Annotated in this window: 20 protein-coding genes; 2 read left to right on the top strand and 18 right to left on the bottom strand. The window is 31.9% G+C overall.

What is annotated here, in order from left to right:
- Window positions 1-299 precede the first annotated feature (299 nt).
- The 7 genes from LQ693_RS10190 to LQ693_RS10220 form a co-directional block, all read right to left on the bottom strand.
- Window positions 300-665, bottom strand: coding sequence for a YlbF/YmcA family competence regulator (locus LQ693_RS10190; RefSeq protein WP_025904811.1), 366 nt, complete (start codon window positions 663-665; stop codon window positions 300-302).
- A 74-nt stretch (window positions 666-739) separates the two neighbouring features.
- Window positions 740-1,870, bottom strand: coding sequence for a DUF445 domain-containing protein (locus LQ693_RS10195; RefSeq protein ID WP_025904810.1), 1,131 nt, complete (start codon window positions 1,868-1,870; stop codon window positions 740-742).
- Between the two features lie 75 nt (window positions 1,871-1,945).
- Window positions 1,946-2,404: an XRE family transcriptional regulator XdrA gene (xdrA, locus tag LQ693_RS10200; protein WP_025904809.1), complete on the bottom strand. Its 459-nt coding sequence runs from the start codon at window positions 2,402-2,404 to the stop codon at window positions 1,946-1,948.
- A 162-nt stretch (window positions 2,405-2,566) separates the two neighbouring features.
- On the bottom strand, window positions 2,567-3,844 hold the full coding sequence (locus LQ693_RS10205; protein WP_107572929.1) for a dicarboxylate/amino acid:cation symporter: 1,278 nt from the start codon (window positions 3,842-3,844) through the stop codon (window positions 2,567-2,569).
- Between the two features lie 159 nt (window positions 3,845-4,003).
- Window positions 4,004-4,633, bottom strand: a complete 630-nt coding sequence (locus LQ693_RS10210; RefSeq protein WP_025904807.1) for a response regulator — start codon at window positions 4,631-4,633, stop codon at window positions 4,004-4,006.
- 18 nt (window positions 4,634-4,651) lie between these two features.
- Window positions 4,652-5,761: a GAF domain-containing sensor histidine kinase gene (locus tag LQ693_RS10215; RefSeq protein ID WP_239703199.1), complete on the bottom strand. Its 1,110-nt coding sequence runs from the start codon at window positions 5,759-5,761 to the stop codon at window positions 4,652-4,654.
- Window positions 5,762-5,778: 17 nt separating this feature from the next.
- Entirely contained in the window at window positions 5,779-7,317 is a 1,539-nt protein-coding gene (locus LQ693_RS10220; protein ID WP_107565471.1) for a bifunctional GNAT family N-acetyltransferase/carbon-nitrogen hydrolase family protein, read from the bottom strand.
- A 104-nt stretch (window positions 7,318-7,421) separates the two neighbouring features.
- Between LQ693_RS10220 and LQ693_RS10225 the strand changes: the two genes are divergently transcribed.
- Window positions 7,422-8,243 carry an RluA family pseudouridine synthase gene (locus LQ693_RS10225; RefSeq protein WP_107634154.1) on the top strand — a complete coding sequence of 274 codons (822 nt, stop codon included), beginning with the start codon at window positions 7,422-7,424 and terminating at the stop codon, window positions 8,241-8,243.
- Between the two features lie 47 nt (window positions 8,244-8,290).
- On the opposite strand, the gene LQ693_RS10230 is transcribed toward LQ693_RS10225, so the two are convergent.
- The 6 genes from LQ693_RS10230 to nagA form a co-directional block, all read right to left on the bottom strand.
- Window positions 8,291-10,456, bottom strand: coding sequence for an RNA degradosome polyphosphate kinase (locus LQ693_RS10230; RefSeq protein ID WP_107565473.1), 2,166 nt, complete (start codon window positions 10,454-10,456; stop codon window positions 8,291-8,293).
- A 71-nt stretch (window positions 10,457-10,527) separates the two neighbouring features.
- Complete coding sequence (ppx, locus tag LQ693_RS10235) at window positions 10,528-12,054, bottom strand: exopolyphosphatase (RefSeq protein WP_103361118.1); 1,527 nt, start codon at window positions 12,052-12,054, stop codon at window positions 10,528-10,530.
- 89 nt (window positions 12,055-12,143) lie between these two features.
- Entirely contained in the window at window positions 12,144-13,532 is a 1,389-nt protein-coding gene (fumC, locus tag LQ693_RS10240) for a class II fumarate hydratase (protein ID WP_025904801.1), read from the bottom strand.
- Between the two features lie 151 nt (window positions 13,533-13,683).
- Window positions 13,684-13,896, bottom strand: coding sequence for an SAS053 family DNA gyrase inhibitor (locus LQ693_RS10245; protein ID WP_370622769.1), 213 nt, complete (start codon window positions 13,894-13,896; stop codon window positions 13,684-13,686).
- The gene (locus LQ693_RS10250) at window positions 13,835-14,434 is read right to left on the bottom strand and encodes a 6-phosphogluconolactonase (RefSeq protein WP_025904800.1); all 600 of its coding nucleotides are present in this window, start codon (window positions 14,432-14,434) and stop codon (window positions 13,835-13,837) included. The genes LQ693_RS10245 and LQ693_RS10250 overlap by 62 nt, the downstream gene beginning before the upstream one ends.
- 48 nt (window positions 14,435-14,482) lie before the next feature.
- Entirely contained in the window at window positions 14,483-15,634 is a 1,152-nt protein-coding gene (gene nagA, locus LQ693_RS10255) for an N-acetylglucosamine-6-phosphate deacetylase (protein WP_025904799.1), read from the bottom strand.
- Window positions 15,635-15,720: 86 nt separating this feature from the next.
- On the opposite strand from nagA, the gene LQ693_RS10260 reads away from it, so the two are divergent.
- Window positions 15,721-15,861: a hypothetical protein gene (locus tag LQ693_RS10260; RefSeq protein ID WP_162841915.1), complete on the top strand. Its 141-nt coding sequence runs from the start codon at window positions 15,721-15,723 to the stop codon at window positions 15,859-15,861.
- 34 nt (window positions 15,862-15,895) lie between these two features.
- On the opposite strand, the gene trmL is transcribed toward LQ693_RS10260, so the two are convergent.
- From trmL to argC, 5 genes are all read right to left on the bottom strand, one after another.
- Window positions 15,896-16,369, bottom strand: coding sequence for a tRNA (uridine(34)/cytosine(34)/5-carboxymethylaminomethyluridine(34)-2'-O)-methyltransferase TrmL (trmL, locus tag LQ693_RS10265; protein ID WP_025904798.1), 474 nt, complete (start codon window positions 16,367-16,369; stop codon window positions 15,896-15,898).
- Between the two features lie 3 nt (window positions 16,370-16,372).
- Window positions 16,373-17,500 carry a tRNA epoxyqueuosine(34) reductase QueG gene (gene queG, locus LQ693_RS10270; protein WP_025904797.1) on the bottom strand — a complete coding sequence of 376 codons (1,128 nt, stop codon included), beginning with the start codon at window positions 17,498-17,500 and terminating at the stop codon, window positions 16,373-16,375.
- A 610-nt stretch (window positions 17,501-18,110) separates the two neighbouring features.
- The gene (gene argB / locus LQ693_RS10275) at window positions 18,111-18,872 is read right to left on the bottom strand and encodes an acetylglutamate kinase (RefSeq protein ID WP_025904796.1); all 762 of its coding nucleotides are present in this window, start codon (window positions 18,870-18,872) and stop codon (window positions 18,111-18,113) included.
- Window positions 18,873-18,886: 14 nt separating this feature from the next.
- The gene (gene argJ, locus LQ693_RS10280; protein WP_103361119.1) at window positions 18,887-20,122 is read right to left on the bottom strand and encodes a bifunctional glutamate N-acetyltransferase/amino-acid acetyltransferase ArgJ; all 1,236 of its coding nucleotides are present in this window, start codon (window positions 20,120-20,122) and stop codon (window positions 18,887-18,889) included.
- A 15-nt stretch (window positions 20,123-20,137) separates the two neighbouring features.
- Window positions 20,138-21,172 (bottom strand): N-acetyl-gamma-glutamyl-phosphate reductase, encoded by a 1,035-nt coding sequence (gene argC / locus LQ693_RS10285; RefSeq protein WP_025904794.1) that lies wholly within the window; start codon window positions 21,170-21,172, stop codon window positions 20,138-20,140.
- Window positions 21,173-21,177: the final 5 nt, after the last annotated feature.

A 21,177-nucleotide genomic window follows, 5' to 3' on the forward strand; every position in this document is an offset into this window, starting at 1 on the left:
ACCTCTACAATTTTTTCTTAGTCGATTACATTGTACTAAAGTGAGCTATATATGGCTCTTTTTTTATTACACAATTATATGGACATATTCCAAAACTCAACCGAAGTGTTACTATAGACCGCCTTAATTACAAATCTCTGCCGAAGTGTTACTAACGTACTCAGTATTTGCACTTCTCACCAAAACTGCAAATAACAGCCTCCACTCATCATCATTCCCCACCATATATAATCCTTAATAAAAATTTCCACAAAAAAAGCCGACAAAATCGAATGACTTTGTCGACTCATAAAAGTTAATTAACCTTGGTTTTCTTCAAGGCTACCGTAGATATCTTCTAATGGTTTCATGATAACACGGTTTAAATCTTGAATTAATTGACTCATTGCTTGTTCAGCTTGCATTAATTCAGCAATTGTTTCGTTTTGTTCAATTTCTTGAGCAGATTTTTGAGCTCTAGCAATATCTACTTCTGAAATTTCTTCGCCTTGCATTTGTTTAGTTTGTAATTCTAATTGAATTTCACGGAATTCATCGAATAATTTTTTTGTTTCTGGGTTTGCATTAACTTTTTCATATTGTTCTTTAATTTTGTTATATTCTTCACTTGCACGTAAAGTTTGTTCTAGTTCATTCGCTTTGTCGTAAATGTTTACTTCTGCCATAATTAATTCGCTCCTATAATAAATAAATGTATTAGAAAATCAATTCCAATAATACTGTATCATAATTCTAAGTCTTATACAAAAATAGCGATTATTCCTTGTAATAATCCAATAATTCCACCTAATACAAAGCCTAATAATGTAATTAATTTTAATTCTTTATTAGAGATTTCTATGACTAATTTTTCTAAATAAGATAATTCAAATCGGTCAATTTGATCTTTAATCAATTCTGCTAATTTCATTCTTTCTAAAATTAAGCTAATATTATCGCCAACTTTACCAATCATATAATCAATAAATCTTTCTGTTCCTCTTCCTTCCATATATACAAATAAGTTTGGAACGAGTTCATCTAAAGGTGTGTTTAAATATTTATTAACATTAATAGATTCTGTAATTTCTGTTGCGAATAATGTTTTGGCTTTTTCTTTTCTTTCATCTGTTAAAACTTCTTGTAAAGGTTTAGCCATCCATTTGTCGTATTGATTATGCACTTGCAGATCAATCATATTTTTGATTTTTTCTTGTTTAATGACATTTCTGAGTTCTTTTTTAACTCTATATACAATATCTTCCGTTGTCATAAACATTTGAATCATGCCGACCATTCTACCTTTTTGTTCAAAAAATTCTTCAACCATTGAATGAATATCTTGTTCACCTTTTTCAGATACTAAATATTCATCAATTTTTGTTAAAATTTCTGGTGTTACACGATTCAGTTGAATATTTAATTGTTCAAGTATTTCTTCTGGAATGAGTGATTTAATGTCGTCATTCTTATGAGAAGCATAATATTGATCAATCTTTTCTTTAATAGTAGATTTGATCGTTTCATTTAATTTCTCTTCTAGTGGATAATCAATTCGATCCACAAAGTTTTGAATCGTATATTTTTTCTCTTTTAAAGTATTAAATTGAACTTTTATCGTGTCTTCAAGTACTTTCTTCGTACTTGGATTCACAAGTTTTTCTTTAAATACTTCAGGTGTTAAGAGATGTTTAGTAACCATCTCACCTACTTTTTCTGATAATTCATTTCTTCTTTTTGGTATTAAGCCTGGTGTGAACGGTAATTTATATCCAAACCATCTAATTTCATGGTAAGGATGAAATAACATTTTAATTGCGATAAAGTTTGTAAATCCACCTATTAACGCACCAATTACCATCATACTAAATACGGTTATAATTGTTGTCATGGAAATTCTCCTTCTAAAAAAGCTACTTCTTTAGAATAATCTAAGAAGTAGCTTTTAACAAATATTATACAAATTTTAAACAAATAATGATTGCGTTTTACGTAAGAAATAAGTTTCTGCTTCACGTTTTTTCGCAGTACCGAAGATTGGCTGACGTTCTTCGTTTAATACTCTGTAAAGATCTGATTTTTTATTAGATTGTAAAATATAGCCAGATTTAGCATCAAGTGTTACCCAGTAAATATCGCTAGTATTGTCATGGTTTGGATATGCACAATGATGACGAGATATGATTTGAATAACTTCTAATGGGTCACAACCAAAAGTAGTATTTAAAACATCTGAATCTCTGAATAATGCACAAATTGATACACATGTCGTCCAGTTAGGTAATACTCTCTCTTTTTCAATTTGCACTAAAGTTTTCTTAGATAATCCTACTGTATTCGCCATAGTATCTTGAGTGTATCCAGCCTCAATACGAACCATTTTGAATTTTGTTTGGATTATTGTTGTAAATGTTTGTTTATCCATCTATATCTACCTTTCTTTTTAATATTTATATTAATTGATTTAATATGTTGCAAAAATACACGATTTTTTCAAGCACAAGTAACATCATAATACATTTTTAACCAAATTAAAAGAGGTAAATTGAATTTAATATCAATTTACCCCTTTAATACACTAAATTGTTTATTCTTTTACAAATTTTGACTTTTCTCTTTCAGATAAAATTAGTGCACATGCAGCATCTCCAGTAATATTTACAGAAGTTCTTGTCATATCTAACAATCTATCTATACCTAAAATAATACCTATTGCTGCGGGGTCTAATCCGACTGAAGTCAGTACCATTGCTAACATAACAAGGCCAACACCAGGAACACCTGCAGTACCAATTGAAGCAATAACAGCAACAACGACAACAGTTACCATTTGCATAATTGTTAAATCGATACCTGATACTTGAGCTATAAATATCGTTGCGACACCTTGCATAATAGCTGTTCCATCCATATTTATCGTAGCACCTAATGGTTGAACAAATGAACTAATTTCTTTTCTCACACCCATTTCTTTAGTACATTCCAAAGAGATAGGTAATGTTGCGTTTGAACTTGATGAACTAAAGCCAACTGTCATAGCTGGGAAGAACTTTTTGAAGAACCAGAAAGGATTCTTACCTGCTAATAATTTAACAGCCCCACCATAGATCACAAAGAAGTGCACTGCTAACGCTAATAATACAACAAAGAAGTACATACCAAGTTGTTTAATTGCGCCAAATCCTGCGTTTGTAAAAGCTGTTGCAACTAGTCCAAATGTACCAATTGGTGCGAAGTAATTCATAATCATAGTAACGATATACATGAGTATATCATTGGTCTGCTCGAAGACTTTTTTCACCGCTTCAACCTTACTACCAAGTGCAATCATTCCTACACCAATAAAGATTGCAAATGTAATAATTGGTAACATATCTTGTTCCACCATAGATTTCATTGGATTTTGTGGGAACAAATTAATCAATGTTTGATCAAATGTTTGATTTTCTGGTGCAGCTTGATCTGATGATTTAGCTTTTTGTTCAGCACCATATTTTTTAACATCATCACTATTTAATAAATCTGATTGACCAACACCTGGTTTAAATACTAAAGCAAGTAACATTGCGATAGTAATCGCAATTGCCGTAGTACATAAGAAGAATGTAACGGTTTTTAATCCTATACCACCTAGTAATTTTGGATCACCTACGCCAATAACCCCTAATACAATTGAAACAAATACGACTGGTACTACAAGCATGAATATGAGGTTAAGGAATATTTGACCAATTACATTAAATACGTATTGATTTGTACCTTGAACGAAACTCGTTCCGGCAAACATATTAAAAATCGAACCAACTGTTATACCTAATACTAAAGCGATAACAATTTTTAAAGTTAAGTTTTTCCTGACTTTCATATTAAACTACCCCCTATAAAGTAAGTAAAATCATTTCTCCCATGTAACATATTATACTTTAAGTGCTTTCATTTTGTAAATTTATTTTTGTGATTTTACATAAAAACGAGTAAGTATTGAATATGACAATACTTACTCGTAAAAATATTATATCTGTAATTAAATTAATAATTGGTGTTCCATTGCATAAACGGCAGCTTGTGTTCTGTCTGATACTTTTAATTTATTTAGTATATGACTGACATGTGTTTTGATAGTTTTTTCAGATACAAATAGTGTTTCTGCAATTTCTTTATTCGTCTTACCTTTCACCAATTCTGCTAGTACTTCAAGTTCTCTTTTTGATAATTTATTTTCTCTATGTGGTTTCCGTTCACTTTCAGAAATAACAGACTGTACTTTTGGATGAATTTTCTTCTCACCATTTAATACAGATCTAATTGTTTGAATAAGTGAATCAGGTTCTACATCTTTAATTTCATAACCATCTGCACCTTTATCAATTGCTGATATGACATGTTCTTCATCATAAAAGCTTGTTAAAACTAATATCTTTATGTTTGGGTATTTCTTCTTCATGATACTTGTAATTTCAATGCCATTCATATCAGGCATAACTAAATCTAAAAGAACGATATCTGGTGATTCGTGTTGTTCTAAGTATTCTAGCAATAACACGCCACTTGAGAAATCAGCTTGTATTTTGAAATCTGGAACAGTATCTAGTAAGAAACTTAATCCTTGTCGCACAATATGATGGTCATCTACTAAGATTATATTATAACTCATGTGTGATACTCCTAACATTTAAAGTGGAATAGAAATCAGAATTTCTGTTCCTTCATTCAATTTTGATTTGATATCTACATGTCCCTTCATACCTTGAACACGTTGTTTAATATTTCTCAAACCGTGAGATAGCTTGTTGTCTAAATCTTGGCTTTCAAATCCTTTACCGTTATCCACAATTTTAAATTTAAACGTATTTTTATTTTGTTCTAGAAATATTTTCGCACTATTTACACCTGAGTGTTTATGAATATTATTTAATGATTCTTGAATAATGCGATAAACATTCTCTTCAATTGTATTCGGCAAATCAATAAGCCCTTCAACTTCGAAATCAGGTTCAATATGAATTAACTGGCTATATTGTTTAATAGCTGATATTAAACCTTGTTCCAATCCTATCGGTTTAAGTTGCCATATTAGTGCTCTCATTTCATTGACAGCACTTTGACTCGTCTCTTCAATTGTTTGAAAAGCTTTCTTAGCCGCTTCTTGATCATCAAGACTTTTCGCAGCATGTGCAGTAATTTTTAAAGAAAATAACATTTGATTAACAGAATCATGTAAATCTCTCGCTAATCTATTTCTTTCATTTATACGAGCTGCCTCTTTTTCTTGATCCGTTAATAATATACGTTTAATAGCAGAGCCGATCTGAAATGCTACAGACTCTAACAATTCTAAATCTTCTTCTGAATAACGCTTCGTATTTGGTGTCGCAATATTAAGCAATCCAAACTGTTCATTACCAGAACGAAGTGGCACAGTTGCATGATGTGTAATGCCATCCGTCTTGTCATGATGTTCTTTAGTTGCTTTTACAATTCTTGAACATGTAATAATATTTGAAGCTTTCGTCAGTTTTTTATTTTGATATGCTGTTACACACCAACACGTACCTTCTGTCATGTATTGGCAGCTATTATGTGTTAAAGCGGGCGGTAACGCTTCTTCAGCAACAAGTTCATGTTTACCTTCTTCATCAATAAAAAATATCCAACCTGTATGAAAGTTACTGCCGCTTACTAATTTTTTAAGTGCGCCATGCATCATACTATACATTTCAGTCTCTTCATTTAAAAATTCTGCAATTTCTTTTAAAAGGCTTGTACGCGTTGGTTTTTCCATATCAATCACCTTTTTTATTATTGATTATACGTAATATTATATACGTCATGTCGTCTATCTCTAAGATGTCTAACAGTTCCGTTTTCTCTACCTCTTCTTAATACTTCTAAGTCAACTTCGCCAATAGCAACCATTTCTAAATTCTCACCTGTTTCACTCACGATACCATCACGAGCAAAACCATAGTCTGAAGGAGAATATATTGCTGAAGCACTATATTGGATATCCATATTTTCAGTTTGTGGCAAGTTACCACATGTTCCTGAAGTTACTGTGTAAAGTTGGTTTTCTATAGCGCGTGCCATGCAACAATATTTTACACGTAAATAACTTTGTCTATCTTCTGTTGAGAATGGTGTAAATATAATTTTTGCACCTTTTTCCATTGCAATTCTCGCCATTTCAGGGAATTCACTATCGTAACAAATTTGAATCGCAATTTTACCACAATCAGTATCGAATACTTCAACGCCATTACCTGGTGATACACCCCACCATTTTCTTTCATTTGGTGTTACATGGATTTTATATTGTTTTTCGATAGAGCCATCTCGTCTAAATAAATATGAAATATTATAAATATCTTCACCTTCTTCAACGAAATGAGAACCACCAATAATGTTGATGTTATATTTCATCGCAAACTGATTGAACATCTCAATATATTGTGATGTGTAAGTAGTTAATTTTCTAATAGATTCTGCTGGATTACTTTGTTCATCAAAGCTCATTAATTGCGTCGTCAACAATTCTGGAAAGACGATAAAATCACTATCCGCATCGTATGCAACGTCAATAAAGTATTCAATTTGGTTTGCAAACTCTTCAAATGAATTAATTTTACGCATCATATAGTTTACTGTACATATTCTTACAGGTTCACTTGTTTTAAAATGAACATTACTTCTCGCTATGTAATCAGGATTATTCCATTCCATCAAAGTTGCAAATTTCATACTTTTAACATCATCATTTAAATAATTTGGATTAATACGCATTAACGTAAAATCATTCATCAATTGAAATGTTAATACGGGATCTTTAATACGATGTTTAATGACACCTTGTACATATTCACGAGGTGTTAATTCATCACTATATTGATGATAGTTAGGAATTCTACCGCCTATAATAATACTCTTTAAGTTTAATTCATAAGCAATTTCTCTACGAGCTTCATACAGTCTTGCGCCAACTTTCATACCTCTATAATCAGGATGAACCATAACTTCAATACCATATAAATTGTGACCGTGATCATTATGGTTTGTAATATAACCATTATTCGTAATACTATCCCAAGTATGTCTATCATCATATTCATCAAAATTGATGATAAGAGAAGAACATGAACCTATAATTTCACCTTCAAATTCTACAACAATTTGTCCTCTCGGAAACATTCTTAAGTGACTTTCAAGATGACCTCTTTCCCACGGTTCCATCCCTGGAAAACATTTAGACTGTAATTCAATAACTTCATCAATATCATCAAAAGTCATCTGTCTAGTATTAATACTAACGTTAAATTCATTATTATCGATTGATTTTGACATGAAACATACTCCTTATCTCTTTTTCTTGTTATAATAATTATAACTTATTTTTTGTTATAATATAATTTTTCCCGATTTTGAGAGAAATATTCCTGGAGGACGCTATGCAAATTACAATACCATCAAAATTTGAAGGTCAAACAATCGAAGAGATGTTTAAATCTTTACATCTACCAAAGAAAGAACTTCACCTTTTAAGAATGTCAAAAGAACTTACGATAAATGACGAAGCATGTACATTAAGAAATACAGTAAATGCCGGAGATAAACTCAATATTCCATTATTTGACGAATCAAGCCAATATGTTTCTAGTTACCGATTAGCTGAAATTAAATACGAAGATGAATACTTAGCAATTGTCGTTAAACCTAAAGGTGTAAAGACACATCCAAACGATTTAAAAGAAGCAAACACACTTATGAATCACGTAATCTATACTTTAGATTCAGACTATGCTGAACCTGTTCATAGACTTGACCAAGAAACTGTTGGATTATTGTTAGTCGCAAAACACCCTATCGCTAAAAAAATATTAGATCGTATGTTAGAAGATAGAGAAATTACAAGAACATATAAAGCTCAAGTTGATAGTTTATTACCACTTAAACCACAAACAATTGATATGCCAATTGGTAAAGACAAGTTCCATCCAAACAAAAGACGTGTATCACCAACAGGTCAACGTGCTATCACACATATACTTGAAAGTCATATGATTGATGAACATACGGCAGAAGTAGAATTAAAATTAGATACGGGTAGAACACACCAAATTCGTGTCCACCTTGCAGAAATTGGACATCCAGTTGTCGGTGACCCACTCTATAACAATAGTAAACTGAGAAAATTAAAATTACACAGCTATAAAATAGAATTCGAACATCCATTTAAAGATGAAATGATTTCAGTTACGTTAGACGATTAAATAACTAAAAAAGCCAACAAAGCTTTAACTTTGTTGGCTTTAGCTATTTATCGCTTTAATCTTTCTTTAAATTTATTAATTAAGTTACTTCTTTTACTCGTTACAGGTCTCCCTATATTTAAATGAGACTTTCTCATTTCTTTCCCTGCTAACATTGCCTCATCCATTAACATTTCTTGTGAGTTCATATGTTTATTCCCTGCATCATTGTATTGATATACACCTTCATTATTTTGAATACGACCTTTTAGTCCATCATTGAGTTGTAAATCAACAATACCTTTTAAACGTTTAACTAAATTAGGATCTAATACTGGGAATAATATTTCAACACGTTTAATCATATTTCTTGTCATCATATCAGCTGAAGAAAGATACATTTTTTCTTGTCCATTATGGTAGAAATAATAGATTCTTGAGTGTTCTAAAAATCGACCTACAATACTGATTACTTCGATATTTTCACTTACACCTTTAATACCTGGTTTAAGACAACAAATACCACGAATAATCAGTTTGATTTTAACACCACAATGTGATGCTTCAAATAATTTTTTAATTACTTTTTTATCTGTTAACGAATTCATTTTAGCGATAATGAGACCATTGCCATATTCTTTATGAGACTTCATTTCTTGTTCAATATGTTCAACAAAGAAATCTCGTATTTCAAATGGCGCAACGATTAGCTCATTATAATCAGGCTTTAATGAATAACCACTTAAATAATTAAAGAAGTTAATCGCATCTTGCCCTATTTTAGGGTTTGTCGTAATAATTCCCATATCAGTATATATCTTAGCTGTCTTATCATTGTAATTTCCTGTTCCTAAATGAACGAAAGGTGTCACTTTTCCTTTAACTTTCTTAATAACTAGTGTAATTTTACTATGTGTTTTAAGGAATGTCATACCATATATAACATTACAACCTGCATCCTCCAACATTCTCGCCCACTGAACGTTGTTTTCTTCATCAAAACGCGCTTTCAATTCAACAAGTACTGTAACTTGTTTACCATTTTCAGCTGCATTTTTTAAAGCCTGAATGATCGGAGAATCACTACTCACACGGTAAAGTGTTTGCTTAATAGCAAGTGTATCTGGATCTTCTGAAGCTTCTTTTATAAATTCAACAATCGGCTCAAAAGATTCATACGGATGATGGAAAAATACATCTCTTTCCAATGCTAATTCAAAAACATTATTTTTACTTAATGAGGAAGGTAATTGTGGTGTATAAGGTTTAAATAATAGTTCTGGGAATAAATCTTCTAATTGTCCTACAAGAGAGAATAACACTGTTAAATCTAGTGGACCATTAACTCTGTATATATCTTCATTTGATAACTCAAGTTCATTCATTAAGAAAATACTCTTCACTTCTGAATCTATATGTCTACTATCAATTTCAAGTCGTACTGCTGCACCACTTTTTCTTTCTTTTAAAAATCGTTCTATTTCTATTAATAAATCTTCTGCACCTTCTTCATGAATTGTTAAATCTGCATTTCTTGTCACCCTAAATGTGTACGTATTAATCACTTCATATCCATTAAATAATTGTTCAATAAATAATGAAATGACATCTTCAAGAAATACAATATATTTAATGCCTTCATGTTCTAACTTAATAATTCTATCTAATAATGTTGGAACGGGTACGATTGCCGATCTAATTTCACCATCATTTAACCTAATATCTACAAACAAATTCAACATTTTATTATTTAATTTTGGGAATGGCCTGTATGCATCTATCCCTAACGGTGAAAGTGTTGGTAATATTTCAGTGTTAAATTGATGTTGAAGTTGCTCAATTAAAGGTTCTGTCAATCTTTCTGGTTGTGTAATAAATATTTTATAACTCTTTAACAAATCTTTTAATTCATTAAATCGCTTATATTGAAGCTCGACGTTCACTCTATTTTTCTTTTCAATGCCGATAAGTTGTTCTTTAGGTGTCAATTGCGCTTTATTCTCTGGTTCATTAAAATTCATCTTAACTTGGTCTTTCAACCCCGCTACTCTAACCATAAAAAATTCATCTAAATTAGAACTATGAATTGCTAAAAATTTCAACTGTTCTAATAAAGGATTGTTAGGATCAATTGCTTCCTCAAGAACACGATAATTAAAGTCTAGCCAACTTAATTCTCGGTTGTTGTAATATTCTGGATTGTCTAAATAAAATTGTTCCGCTTGTGCTTCCATAATTATCTCACCCTTTACAAATTTCCAATCAAGATTATAAAATCACACTACTTCATTTAAACGTAAGTTTATTAATCTTGTGTAAATATAATATTAAGTTTTTTCGATAGTAACTTTTCTAAATGTTTTTTCTGTCTATCAGATTGATATTCTTCAGCGATTGGGTCTGTAACATATTTGGCTCTTAATTCAAATTCATTTTTCTTTTCAATTAATGCCATTGATTCGATGCAATCGGTATTGGAAACATTTAAAGCATGCGCAAACTTAATGATGCCGCCAAGCTTTTGAATAAGTTCGATTTCTTCATCATCAAACCAAGGCGTCCCCTTTATATAAAACTTTAATAATGTCTTGTTTTTAAAACTTGCCAAAAGTGCTAATTTAACCCTTTCTTTATGCGATAAGCCATTAATACTTGAATTGGCTATAATATAATACGTATGTTGTGAACTAGAATCTGCATCAATAAATGAACCTAAATAATATAAATTTGCCGCTTCTTTAAATATTTCTCTATCTTCTTTTGAAATTTTGAAGCTAGTGATTTCTTCTAATTTATTTAACAAATCTTCAGCTAATTTCATGCGTTGTTTACCGTTTGAAGCATTGATATTATATTCATTTGCTATATGTTTTAATGCATCACTTGTGACATTATTTTTATTAAATGCCTTTGGAAATTCTTCTTTAATTCTTGTCATCACTAAACCTTCACGTAGACCTTTTCTTGAGAACGTAAAACGTTTTGCATCTGAGATATCGTATAATGTATTAAAAACAATAGAACTAGGTAAAATGATATCTGTACGGTCTCTACTTAAACCATCTAAATCTTTTAATTCATTTTTATCAGATTTTTTCAAGACATCAAACACTTCTTCAAGCCCTTTTTTAGTCATGTCATACCCATGTACACCAGCAATTGGATAATTATTTAAAGACTGATGTATACGCGCATTATTTCGGGCAGATCCACCAATTCCAATAATAGGAACGTTTTTATCTTTTATCCATTTTTCAGATTCAAACTGTTCTTTAACATACTTCTCACATTTTTTTATCGCATTTTTATCATTATGATCTTTATCAGCGAAAAACATTTTCTCTAAAGTTACAACACCAAAAGGAAAACTTATTGCCTTTTTTAACTTTTTATCTTCAAAATAAGTTATTTCTGTTGAACCACCACCTATATCAACTGTAATACCATTATTTATATTTAAAGTATGTGTTGCTGCATAAAATCCGTAAAACGCCTCATCTTGTTCTGGAATAATTTCAATATCGAGATTCGTTTTGTCTTTTACACTTTTAATAATTTCATTTATATTTTTAGATTGTCTTACTGCTGCTGTAGCTGCAGGGACAAGTTCTTCCACTTGAAATTTTTCGGCAACTTTTTTAAAACTATTTAAAGTTTCTACTAAAATATTGATTCCATCTTTATTCATTGTTTTATCTTCTTCTAAATATTGACTCAAACGTGCTGGTGTTTTAACGTTTTGTAGTTCATTTAAACCTGTATCTTTAGAGTATTCAAAAATAACAAGTCTTATAGTATTGGAACCTATATCTATTAATCCTAATCTCTTCATAAATTGCCTCCAAAGTTATATTTTGATACAGAAAAAGGTGCCTATAGCACCTTTTTTCTGTTCTTTATATTTGTGTCTTAAAGCTGCTATTATTTTTTAGAGCTTATCATATCTTCTGGTTTAATCCACTCATCGAACTGTTCTTCAGTTAGAAGTCCAGATTCAATTGCAGATTCTTTTAATGTTAATCCGTTTTTATGAGCATTCTTCGCAATTGCTGCTGCATTTTCATATCCAATATGTGGATTTAACGCAGTAACAAGCATCAATGATTGATTTAAATATTTATCAATATTTTCTTCAATCGGTTCTATTCCAACTGCACAATTGTTATTAAATGTTTCAATACCATCTGTTAATAAATAAATAGATTGTAATGTATTGTATAAAATAACTGGTTTAAATACATTTAATTCAAAGTTACCTTGTGATGCTGCTATACCAACTGCTGCATCATTTCCTAATACTTGTACAGCAACCATTGTTAACATTTCACATTGAGTTGGGTTTACTTTACCTGGCATGATTGATGAACCTGGTTCGTTCTCTGGAATTGAAATCTCAGCTAATCCAGCTCTTGGGCCAGAAGCTAACCATCTTACGTCATTCGCAATTTTCATTAAGTCACTTGCTAATGCTTTAAGTGCGCCATGAACATAAACAACTTCATCATGAGCAGTTAATGCATGGAATTTATTTTCAGATGATACAAATGGATAGCCTAATTGTTCACTAATTTGTTTCGCCACTTTATCGCCGAATTCAGGATGTGCATTGATACCTGTACCAACTGCTGTACCACCAATTGCTAAGTTTAATAATTGACCTTTAGATTCATTTAATAATGATTCACATTTATCTAACATATATCTCCAACCACTAACTTCTTGACCTAAAGTTAAAGGTGTTGCATCTTGTAAATGTGTTCTACCGATTTTAATAATATCTTTGAAATCTTCTTCTTTTTTCTTAAATGTATCTCTTAACGTACCAATTGCTGGTAATAATTTAGATTCAATTTCATGATATAATGCAACATGCATTGCAGTTGGATATGTATCATTTGAACTTTGAGACATATTAACATGATCATTTGGATGAACGGACTCTTCTGAACCTTTGTCTTTCAAGTATTCATTTGCAACGTAGCTCACAACTTCGTTCACGTTCATATTACTTTGTGTACCACTACCTGTTTGCCAAACTACTAGAGGAAAATGTTCATCTAAGTTTCCATTTAAAATTTCATCAGTAGCATATACAATGGCATCTTTCTTATCATCAGATAATTTACCAAGTTCATGATTTGAAATTGCTGCTGCTCTTTTTAAATGTGCAAATCCATAAATCACTTCAATTGGCATTTGTTCTTTACCTACTGGGAAATTCTGTTTACTTCTTTGTGTTTGTGCTTTCCAATATTTCTCACTTGGAACTTTAATTTCACCAAATGTATCATGTTCAATTCTGTAACTCATTTCAATACTCCCCTTTATTTCTTGAATTCATCATTCTTTATTCATCTCTATTATATCGTATAAAGAAAGCGATTTAAACTCTCAGTTGTCAGATAATTTAAATTAACGAAAAAAAGAGACTGAGACATTACATTATGTCCCAGTCTATATTTTAAGACTCTTGTTCAGATTTCTTTTCTTCAAAAGCTTCATCATTTTGTTCTGATATTTGTTCCATTTCTTTACCTAGTTCTTTAACATCTTCTAGGTCTTGAACCATTTCATTTTCTTCTTCTAGATTTTTATTCAAATTTCTCACCTTCTTATGAAAATTGAATTGAGAAGTAAGATCTAACGTCTTCAGGTAAGCCTTGTGCCGCTTCATTATCTAATACAACTGTTACCATTCTATGTTGTTTTAATTTAGCGGATTCAACAGAACCATTTGCAGGTTCTTGATATAACTGACTTACTGCTTTAGCTTTTTCTTTACCAGTGACAAGTACGATAACTTCTCTTGCTGGATGAATTGCTTGGTCATAGTCTAATCCAGTTCTGCTATCTTCAGTTAAAGTGACAACATCTAACATTAATTTGTTTTTCTTTTTGTCAGTATTAACTTTTTCTTTAATAAACGCTTCAACATCGCTACCGACATCAGTTTTTAATACTTGTTTAGCAGGAACACCTAATTCTGTGTAATAATCTTCTTTACCATCAAAATCTAAAATATGAATTTGACTGAAATTCACAGGATTTTTCTTAACATCATCTAATAGTTCATCGAAAAATGATGTTTGCTCTGCTTCTAAATGTACGCCGACAACTGAAGTGCTGTCTGAATTAAATTGTTTGCGAACTACATCTGCAGCATATCGTGCAGCAATATCTTTTGTTTCAAATACTTTAAAGTTTAAAGCCATTTTGTCCACTCCTCATTTCAACTTGTCTATTTACAAAAATCATAACCTTTAGTCATTATCTATAATATACCCTTTTTTAATAGTAGTTAAAACATTTAATTCTGAATCAGCTATAACTAGATCTGCTTGTTTTCCAACTTTAATTGAGCCAATTCTATCATCAACTTTCAATCGAATCGCTTGGTTTAAACTTGCTGTACGCCATGCTTCTTCAAGCGGTATATTTGCAAAGTCCATTAAATTTTTTAAGCCTTTGTTCATAAGTAATATACTTCCTGCAAGTGAACCAGTTTCTAATCTTGCTTCGTTATTTTTAACAAATACATCTTGGCCACCAAGATCGTATTTACCATCTTTCATACCTTTTGCACGCATTGCATCCGTAATAATACAGAAATTCTCATTGCCTTTAGCAAGGTATGCTAATTTAACTGCAGCAGGATGAGAATGAATGCCATCAACAATAACTTCTGTTGTTAATCTTTCATCAGTCAGAGCAGCACCAAATACGCCAGGTTCTCTATGTGTAAATGTCGTTTGGGCATTATATAAATGTGTAATATGCTTAAGGCCATTTTGAACTGCTTTTTCAATACCATCGTAATCAGATACGGTATGTCCTGCTGAAAAAATAACATCTTCATGAAGTGCTTTAATAACTTCCTCTGCACCTTCAACTTCTGGCGCAATTGTCACTATTTTAATCGCGCCATTTGCTTTTTCTTGAAAATCTTTGAATTTTTGTACTGTAGGTCTTGCAACAAATGCGGGATTTTGAGCACCAACTTTATGTTCTGAAATAAATGGGCCTTCTAAATGTACACCGAGTATTTCAGCACGTTTATCATCTATCGGTTTATAGTTTGCAACATTTTCTAATGCAGCATTGATGGCTTCAGTTGATTGCGTCATTGTTGTGGCTAAAAAGCTAGTCGTACCTTCAGATAATAATTTCTCAGATAATAGATTCAATGTTTCTGGTGTTGCATCCATTGCATCTTGGCCATAACCGCCATGAATATGTATATCAATAAATCCCGGAAGTACGTGTTGACCATTCGCATCAATCGTTTGTAATGTACCTGTATATTCCCCTTCTTGAATATCGTGAATACACCCATTACGTACTTCGATATAGCCATGATCAATTTTATATGTTTCAGTATAAATTTGTGCATTTTTCAAAATATAATTATCCATATCAATGTCTCCTTAAAAATGTATTTAATTATTGCCTTAATTCGTATATAATAAAGATAACATAACATTACGAGGGGGCTAATTAAATGAACACGCTATTAATCTGTATGGTTGGTGTAGCATTTATTACTGCGATGTTAACTGCTGGTCGCGATTCTAAAGACTATGGTCTTAAGGAAGAAGATTTAAACAAAGAACTTGAATCTTTAAAATCAAATAATAATTAATAACTGAGACCATATGGCCTCAGTTTTTTCATTTCTATGATAAATTAGGATAATTTTGTTGTCTTAACGCCTCATAAATTAATATTGCAGCAGTATTAGATAAATTTAAAGATCTTACATTATCATTCATTGGAATTCTTAATGCTGTATCTTTATATTTTTCTTTAACCCAATCAGGAAGTCCTGTTGTTTCTCTACCAAATATAAAGTAATGATTTTCTTCAACATTACTGTAATCGAACTGAGTATGTGGTTGTGTACCAAACTTCGTTAATAAGTAATAGTTTCCACCTTCAGTCTTTTCAAAAAATTCTTCAATACTATCATAATAAACAATATTTACAAATTTCCAGTAATCTAAACCCGCTCTTCTTAACATTTTATCATCCGTACTAAAACCTAAAGGTCTAATTAAGTGTAAAGTTGTATCTGTTGCTGCACAACTACGTGCAATATTCCCAGTATTCGCTGGAATTTCTGGTTGATATAAAACTACATGATTTGTCATAATTTATTTTCTCCTAATCTCTAATCCTTTTATCATTTCTTCTTGGACTTCTTCTATTTCACGTTCATAGTGTGACATAATGAATGGTCTTGCCTCTTCACCTTGTATTTGACCGATAGCCCAAAATGCAGTACCTCTTATCATTGGTCGCGGATCTGTTAACGCAACATCTTTTAATTCTGGTATTGTACTTTCTTCATTAAAGTGAGCAAGTGCGACAATCGCATTTCGTTGGATCGGCTTTTTACCTCTCCATGCACCGGCTAAATGTCCATAAGTATTTTTAAATTCTTTATTAGACATTTTAAGTAGTGGGACAAGTCTAGGTTTCAGTACCTCAGGTTCTAAAATAATGTCGTCATGTTCAGTATTAATCCCTCTATTTCGTGGGCATACTTGTTGGCACGTATCACATCCATACAAACGATTTCCTATTTTATAGCGGTATTCATCTTTTAAATAACCTTTTGTTTGTGTTAAAAAGCTGATACATTTTTGACTATTTAATTGACCATTACCTACTAAGGCACCTGTCGGACATCTATCAACACAAATGTTACAATCACCACAACTATCAATAACTGGATCATCAGGTTTAAATGGAATGCTAACTAACATTTCACCTAGATAACTCCAAGTACCTAGTTCTTCATTAATAATAAATCCATTTTTACCTGCAAATCCTAACCCAGCTCTTTCAGCTACTGAACGGTCAGACAAGACACCTGTATCGACCATTGATTTAATTTCTACATCAGGCACTTTTTCTTTTAGGAATAAACTGAGTTTATCAAGGCGATTTCTCATAATTGTATGATAATCTTGGCCCCATGAAGCACGCGCAAACATACCTCTTCTATCTCCTCTAACACTTTTAGGAGCACCCTTTAATTTATTCGGATACCCTACAGCAATTGCTATAATTGAGCGAGCAGATGGTAATGATAATTTAGGGACTGTTCTTAACTCAATATCACTTTCTTCAAACCCAGAAGCATATCCTTTAGAATGATAATCTTCTAACTTTTTCTTTAATTCATCAAAAGGATCAGCAGTTGTAAATCCAATACTATCAATACCAATAGAATGTGCATAATCTATCACTTCTTGCTTCAATTGATCTAAATTCAAATTTATTCACCTCACTATCAAACATGCTAATACATTTTAACACATTTAATAAATAAATTTACGGTATTCGTATTATTTCAATTAAATAAGTATATAAAAAATTGCTTTCATATACTGTGTGGTAAATGGTATAACAAATTAGTATTTATCTTGTTTGTGGTGGGGGTTCTTGTGAACACTTCTGCCCAAACTTGTTCATAACGGGGGTCTTGTGAACACTTTCGCCCAAACTTGTTTATAACGGGGGTGTTGTGAACATTTCTGTACAAACTTGTTCATAACGGGGGTCCTGTGAACACTTTCACCCAAACTTGTTTATAACGGGGGCGTTAATTACAAAACTCGGACGAAGTGTTACTATGGACCGCCTTAGTTGCAAAACTCGGACGAAGTGTTACTATGGACTGCCTTAGTTACAAAACTCGACTGAAGTGTTACTATGGGCGGCCTTAGTTACAAAACTCGGCCAAAGTGTTACTATTGACAGCCATAATTACAAAAATCCTGAGAATTGTAAACAAGGCACTCGTTATTTGCACTTCTAGCCAAATCTGCTAATAAGCGAACAAAAAATCCGACAGTGCCCAAAGGCTCTGTAGGATTTTTTACTTTATAATGTAATTGTTGTACCTATTTTATTAGAATGAGAACTTTTTAATAATGCATGGTCTGATGATCCTGAAATAATCTTGACGCTTTTACAGCCTTCTTTTATTGCTGAGATTGCGCCAGTAACTTTAGGAATCATTCCGCCATATATTTCAGTTGTTTCTATATAATTATGAATATCATTTATACTTAAATGGCTTTGTACTTCATCTTTAATCAGTACTCCTGGAATATCACTTATTAGGAATAAGTCGCCTTCCATTTCACTCGCTATTTTATATGCAAGGCTATCAGCATTTATATTATATCTTTGACCTGTATTTCTATCGATACCGATTGGTGCGATAACTGGAATACTGTTCGAACATATATTAGCCAGTGTTTCTTTATTAACAGATGTACATTCTGCTACAAATCCATATTTAGAATCTAAAGGTTTAATGTCAAATAAATTCATATCAATGCCATTTATGCCTAATGCTAATGAGTCATGTTGATTAATTTGAAACACAACTTGTGGGTTGACCTCACCTATCAATGTACTTGAAGTTTGAAGTAACACTTCTTCATCAGTAACACGTAAGCCATCTACAAATTTACTTTCAATACCAATTTTAGTTAGTTGTCTATTAATAAACGGGCCGCCACCATGGACGATGATTGGCATATAATTTTGACTTTTTAAAGTAAGTATATCTTCTATTATCGTTTGACTTAAGTTGCTTAATACACTTCCACCAATTTTAATGACTGCATACTTCACTTAATGACCTCCTATTAAGTTCTATATAATGCATTAATTTTTACGTAATCATAGCTCAAATCGCATCCGAAAGCGGTAGATGAATGATGAGAATTTCCAACTTTCGCTTCTATTTCAATTGTATCTTGCTCCATTTTAGCTTTTAAATCTAACTCATCAAATGTTACATTCATACCTTTACTAACTAATAAATGTCCACAAAGCCAAACGTCTACTTCGTTAGTATCTACAGTATGATCTGCATAACCAATTGATGTTACGATTCTTCCAAAGTTTGGATCAGCACCGTGTATTGCAGTTTTCACTAAGCTTGAACCTACAATCGTTTTTGCAATTGCACTATTTTGAGCTTTCGTCTTAGCACCTTTGACATTAACTTTGATTAACTTCGTCGCACCTTCACCATCTCTCGCAATACTTTGAGCTAAAAATTGACTCACATATTGGACTGCTTGAGCGAACTTCTCCCATTCTGGATGTGATTTAGTTAATGTTTGACCACTTTCACCATTAGCTAAAAGTATAACCATATCATTTGTACTCGTATCACCATCAACTGTAATCATATTAAACGTTTCATCAACAGATTCTTTTAATAAGCCATTCAAATCTTCAGATTCAACATTTGCATCTGTTGTCATAAAGCCAAGCATTGTAGCCATATTTGGATGAATCATGCCTGACCCTTTACATGAACCGCCAATCGTAATCACTTCATCATCAATTTTAATTTGTACTGCTATATGTTTAGTCTCTTTATCAGTTGTTAAAATAGCTTCATTAAAATCAGAAGAATGCGCATTATTGAGAATATCAATATTATTCACACCATATTCAATTTTTTGCATAGGTAAAAATTCGCCAATCAAGCCTGTTGATGCAATTGCGATTTGATGTTCAGGTAATTGTAGTTTAGATGAAATCCATTTTTGAGTTTGCTTTGCATCATCCAAACCTCTTTGACCTGTACAAGCATTTGCGATGGCAGAATTAATAACAATTGCAGAAAGTTTGTGTTCAACATTAATACTTTCTTCAGTGACTTTTAATGGGGCTGCTTTAAAAGCATTTTGTGTATATACCGCTGCACAATTAGCTGGAACTGATGAATATAACCAACCAAAGTCTTTCTTTTCTCTACGTAAGCCAACATGCATGCCGCCTGCAATGTATCCTTTAGGTGACGCGACATCACCTTCTTCTATAACGATCATTTCAGAGTCAATTAATTCTTCAGTCTTATCTAACATCAAATTCCTCCTATTCTATGGGTATATTGGTAATAAATTTAATCCTTCATCTTCATTAAATCCAAATAATCTATTCATGTTCTGAATTGCTTGACCACTTGCACCTTTAACGAGATTATCTATAACTGCAACGATAATAGCTTTTTGTCTGTCTTCATCAACATAAATACCTATATCGCAGTAATTACTGCCTAGAACTTCTTTTGTTGTAGGGAATTCGCCAAGGTCTCTTACACGAACAAATGGTTTTTCCTCATATTTCTGTTTATATAATTGATGTAATGCTTCTTCACTTGTTTGATCTTTTAAATCTACATAAATAGTAGCCAATATACCTCTTGTCATAGGAACGAGATGAGGTGTGAATGTCACTTTTATGTCTGATTTCGAGACTTGTGATAAATATTGTTCAATTTCTGGCGTATGCTTATGGGAACCTAATTTATAAGCTGAAAAGTTTTCATTCGCTTCTCCAAAATGAACATTTTGACTTAATGTTCTACCAGCACCTGAAACACCAGTTTTAGCGTCTATTATAATCGTGTCTTTATTAATAAAGTCACTTTCTAAAAGAGGGTGTAAAGATAAGAGTATTGCAGTTGGGAAACAACCCGGGTTTGCAATAATTTGTGTCGATGATCCATCCACATTTGACCACTCAGGCAAGCTATACACCGCTTCATCCAATACACTCTGAGGAGCTGGCTTTTCTCCGTAATATTTTTCATAAATTGTGGGGTCTTTCAACCTAAAGTCTCCAGATAAATCGATTACTTTAATACCACGTTCTATTAATTTAGGAATAAAATTCTTGCTCACATTTGAGGGGGTCGCAAAAAATATTAAATCACATTGCACTGTTTCTACATCTAAACTTGTGAATTGTTCAATAATATTATTTTGTAAATGTGGATATGTTTCCTTTATATCTTGACCAGATTTCGAATGCGAGAATACATATTTGATATTCACTTCTTTATGCTGATTTAATAATCTCATCAATTCTATTGCTCCGTATCCACTACCACCGACTATACCTATATCTAACACGAAAA

Source organism: Mammaliicoccus sp. B-M6, assembly GCF_022386965.1.
Lineage (GTDB): Bacteria > Bacillota > Bacilli > Staphylococcales > Staphylococcaceae > Mammaliicoccus > Mammaliicoccus sciuri_A.

Coding starts and splice junctions, on each gene's coding strand:
- LQ693_RS10260 (WP_162841915.1), top strand. CDS start 15,721: ATGAACACGCTATTAATCTGTATGGTTGGTGTAGCATTTATTACTGCG.
- nagA (WP_025904799.1), bottom strand. CDS start 15,634: ATGGATAATTATATTTTGAAAAATGCACAAATTTATACTGAAACATAT.
- argJ (WP_103361119.1), bottom strand. CDS start 20,122: ATGTTAGATAAGACTGAAGAATTAATTGACTCTGAAATGATCGTTATA.
- LQ693_RS10230 (WP_107565473.1), bottom strand. CDS start 10,456: ATGGAAGCACAAGCGGAACAATTTTATTTAGACAATCCAGAATATTAC.
- LQ693_RS10205 (WP_107572929.1), bottom strand. CDS start 3,844: ATGAAAGTCAGGAAAAACTTAACTTTAAAAATTGTTATCGCTTTAGTA.
- LQ693_RS10220 (WP_107565471.1), bottom strand. CDS start 7,317: ATGTCAAAATCAATCGATAATAATGAATTTAACGTTAGTATTAATACT.
- LQ693_RS10245 (WP_370622769.1), bottom strand. CDS start 13,896: ATGAAGCGGCACAAGGCTTACCTGAAGACGTTAGATCTTACTTCTCAA.
- fumC (WP_025904801.1), bottom strand. CDS start 13,532: ATGAGTTACAGAATTGAACATGATACATTTGGTGAAATTAAAGTTCCA.
- ppx (WP_103361118.1), bottom strand. CDS start 12,054: ATGAAGAGATTAGGATTAATAGATATAGGTTCCAATACTATAAGACTT.
- LQ693_RS10190 (WP_025904811.1), bottom strand. CDS start 665: ATGGCAGAAGTAAACATTTACGACAAAGCGAATGAACTAGAACAAACT.
- LQ693_RS10215 (WP_239703199.1), bottom strand. CDS start 5,761: ATGGAAAAACCAACGCGTACAAGCCTTTTAAAAGAAATTGCAGAATTT.
- xdrA (WP_025904809.1), bottom strand. CDS start 2,404: ATGGATAAACAAACATTTACAACAATAATCCAAACAAAATTCAAAATG.
- LQ693_RS10210 (WP_025904807.1), bottom strand. CDS start 4,633: ATGAGTTATAATATAATCTTAGTAGATGACCATCATATTGTGCGACAA.
- LQ693_RS10195 (WP_025904810.1), bottom strand. CDS start 1,870: ATGACAACAATTATAACCGTATTTAGTATGATGGTAATTGGTGCGTTA.
- LQ693_RS10225 (WP_107634154.1), top strand. CDS start 7,422: ATGCAAATTACAATACCATCAAAATTTGAAGGTCAAACAATCGAAGAG.
- trmL (WP_025904798.1), bottom strand. CDS start 16,369: ATGACAAATCATGTAGTTTTATATCAACCAGAAATTCCAGCGAATACT.
- LQ693_RS10250 (WP_025904800.1), bottom strand. CDS start 14,434: ATGGCTTTAAACTTTAAAGTATTTGAAACAAAAGATATTGCTGCACGA.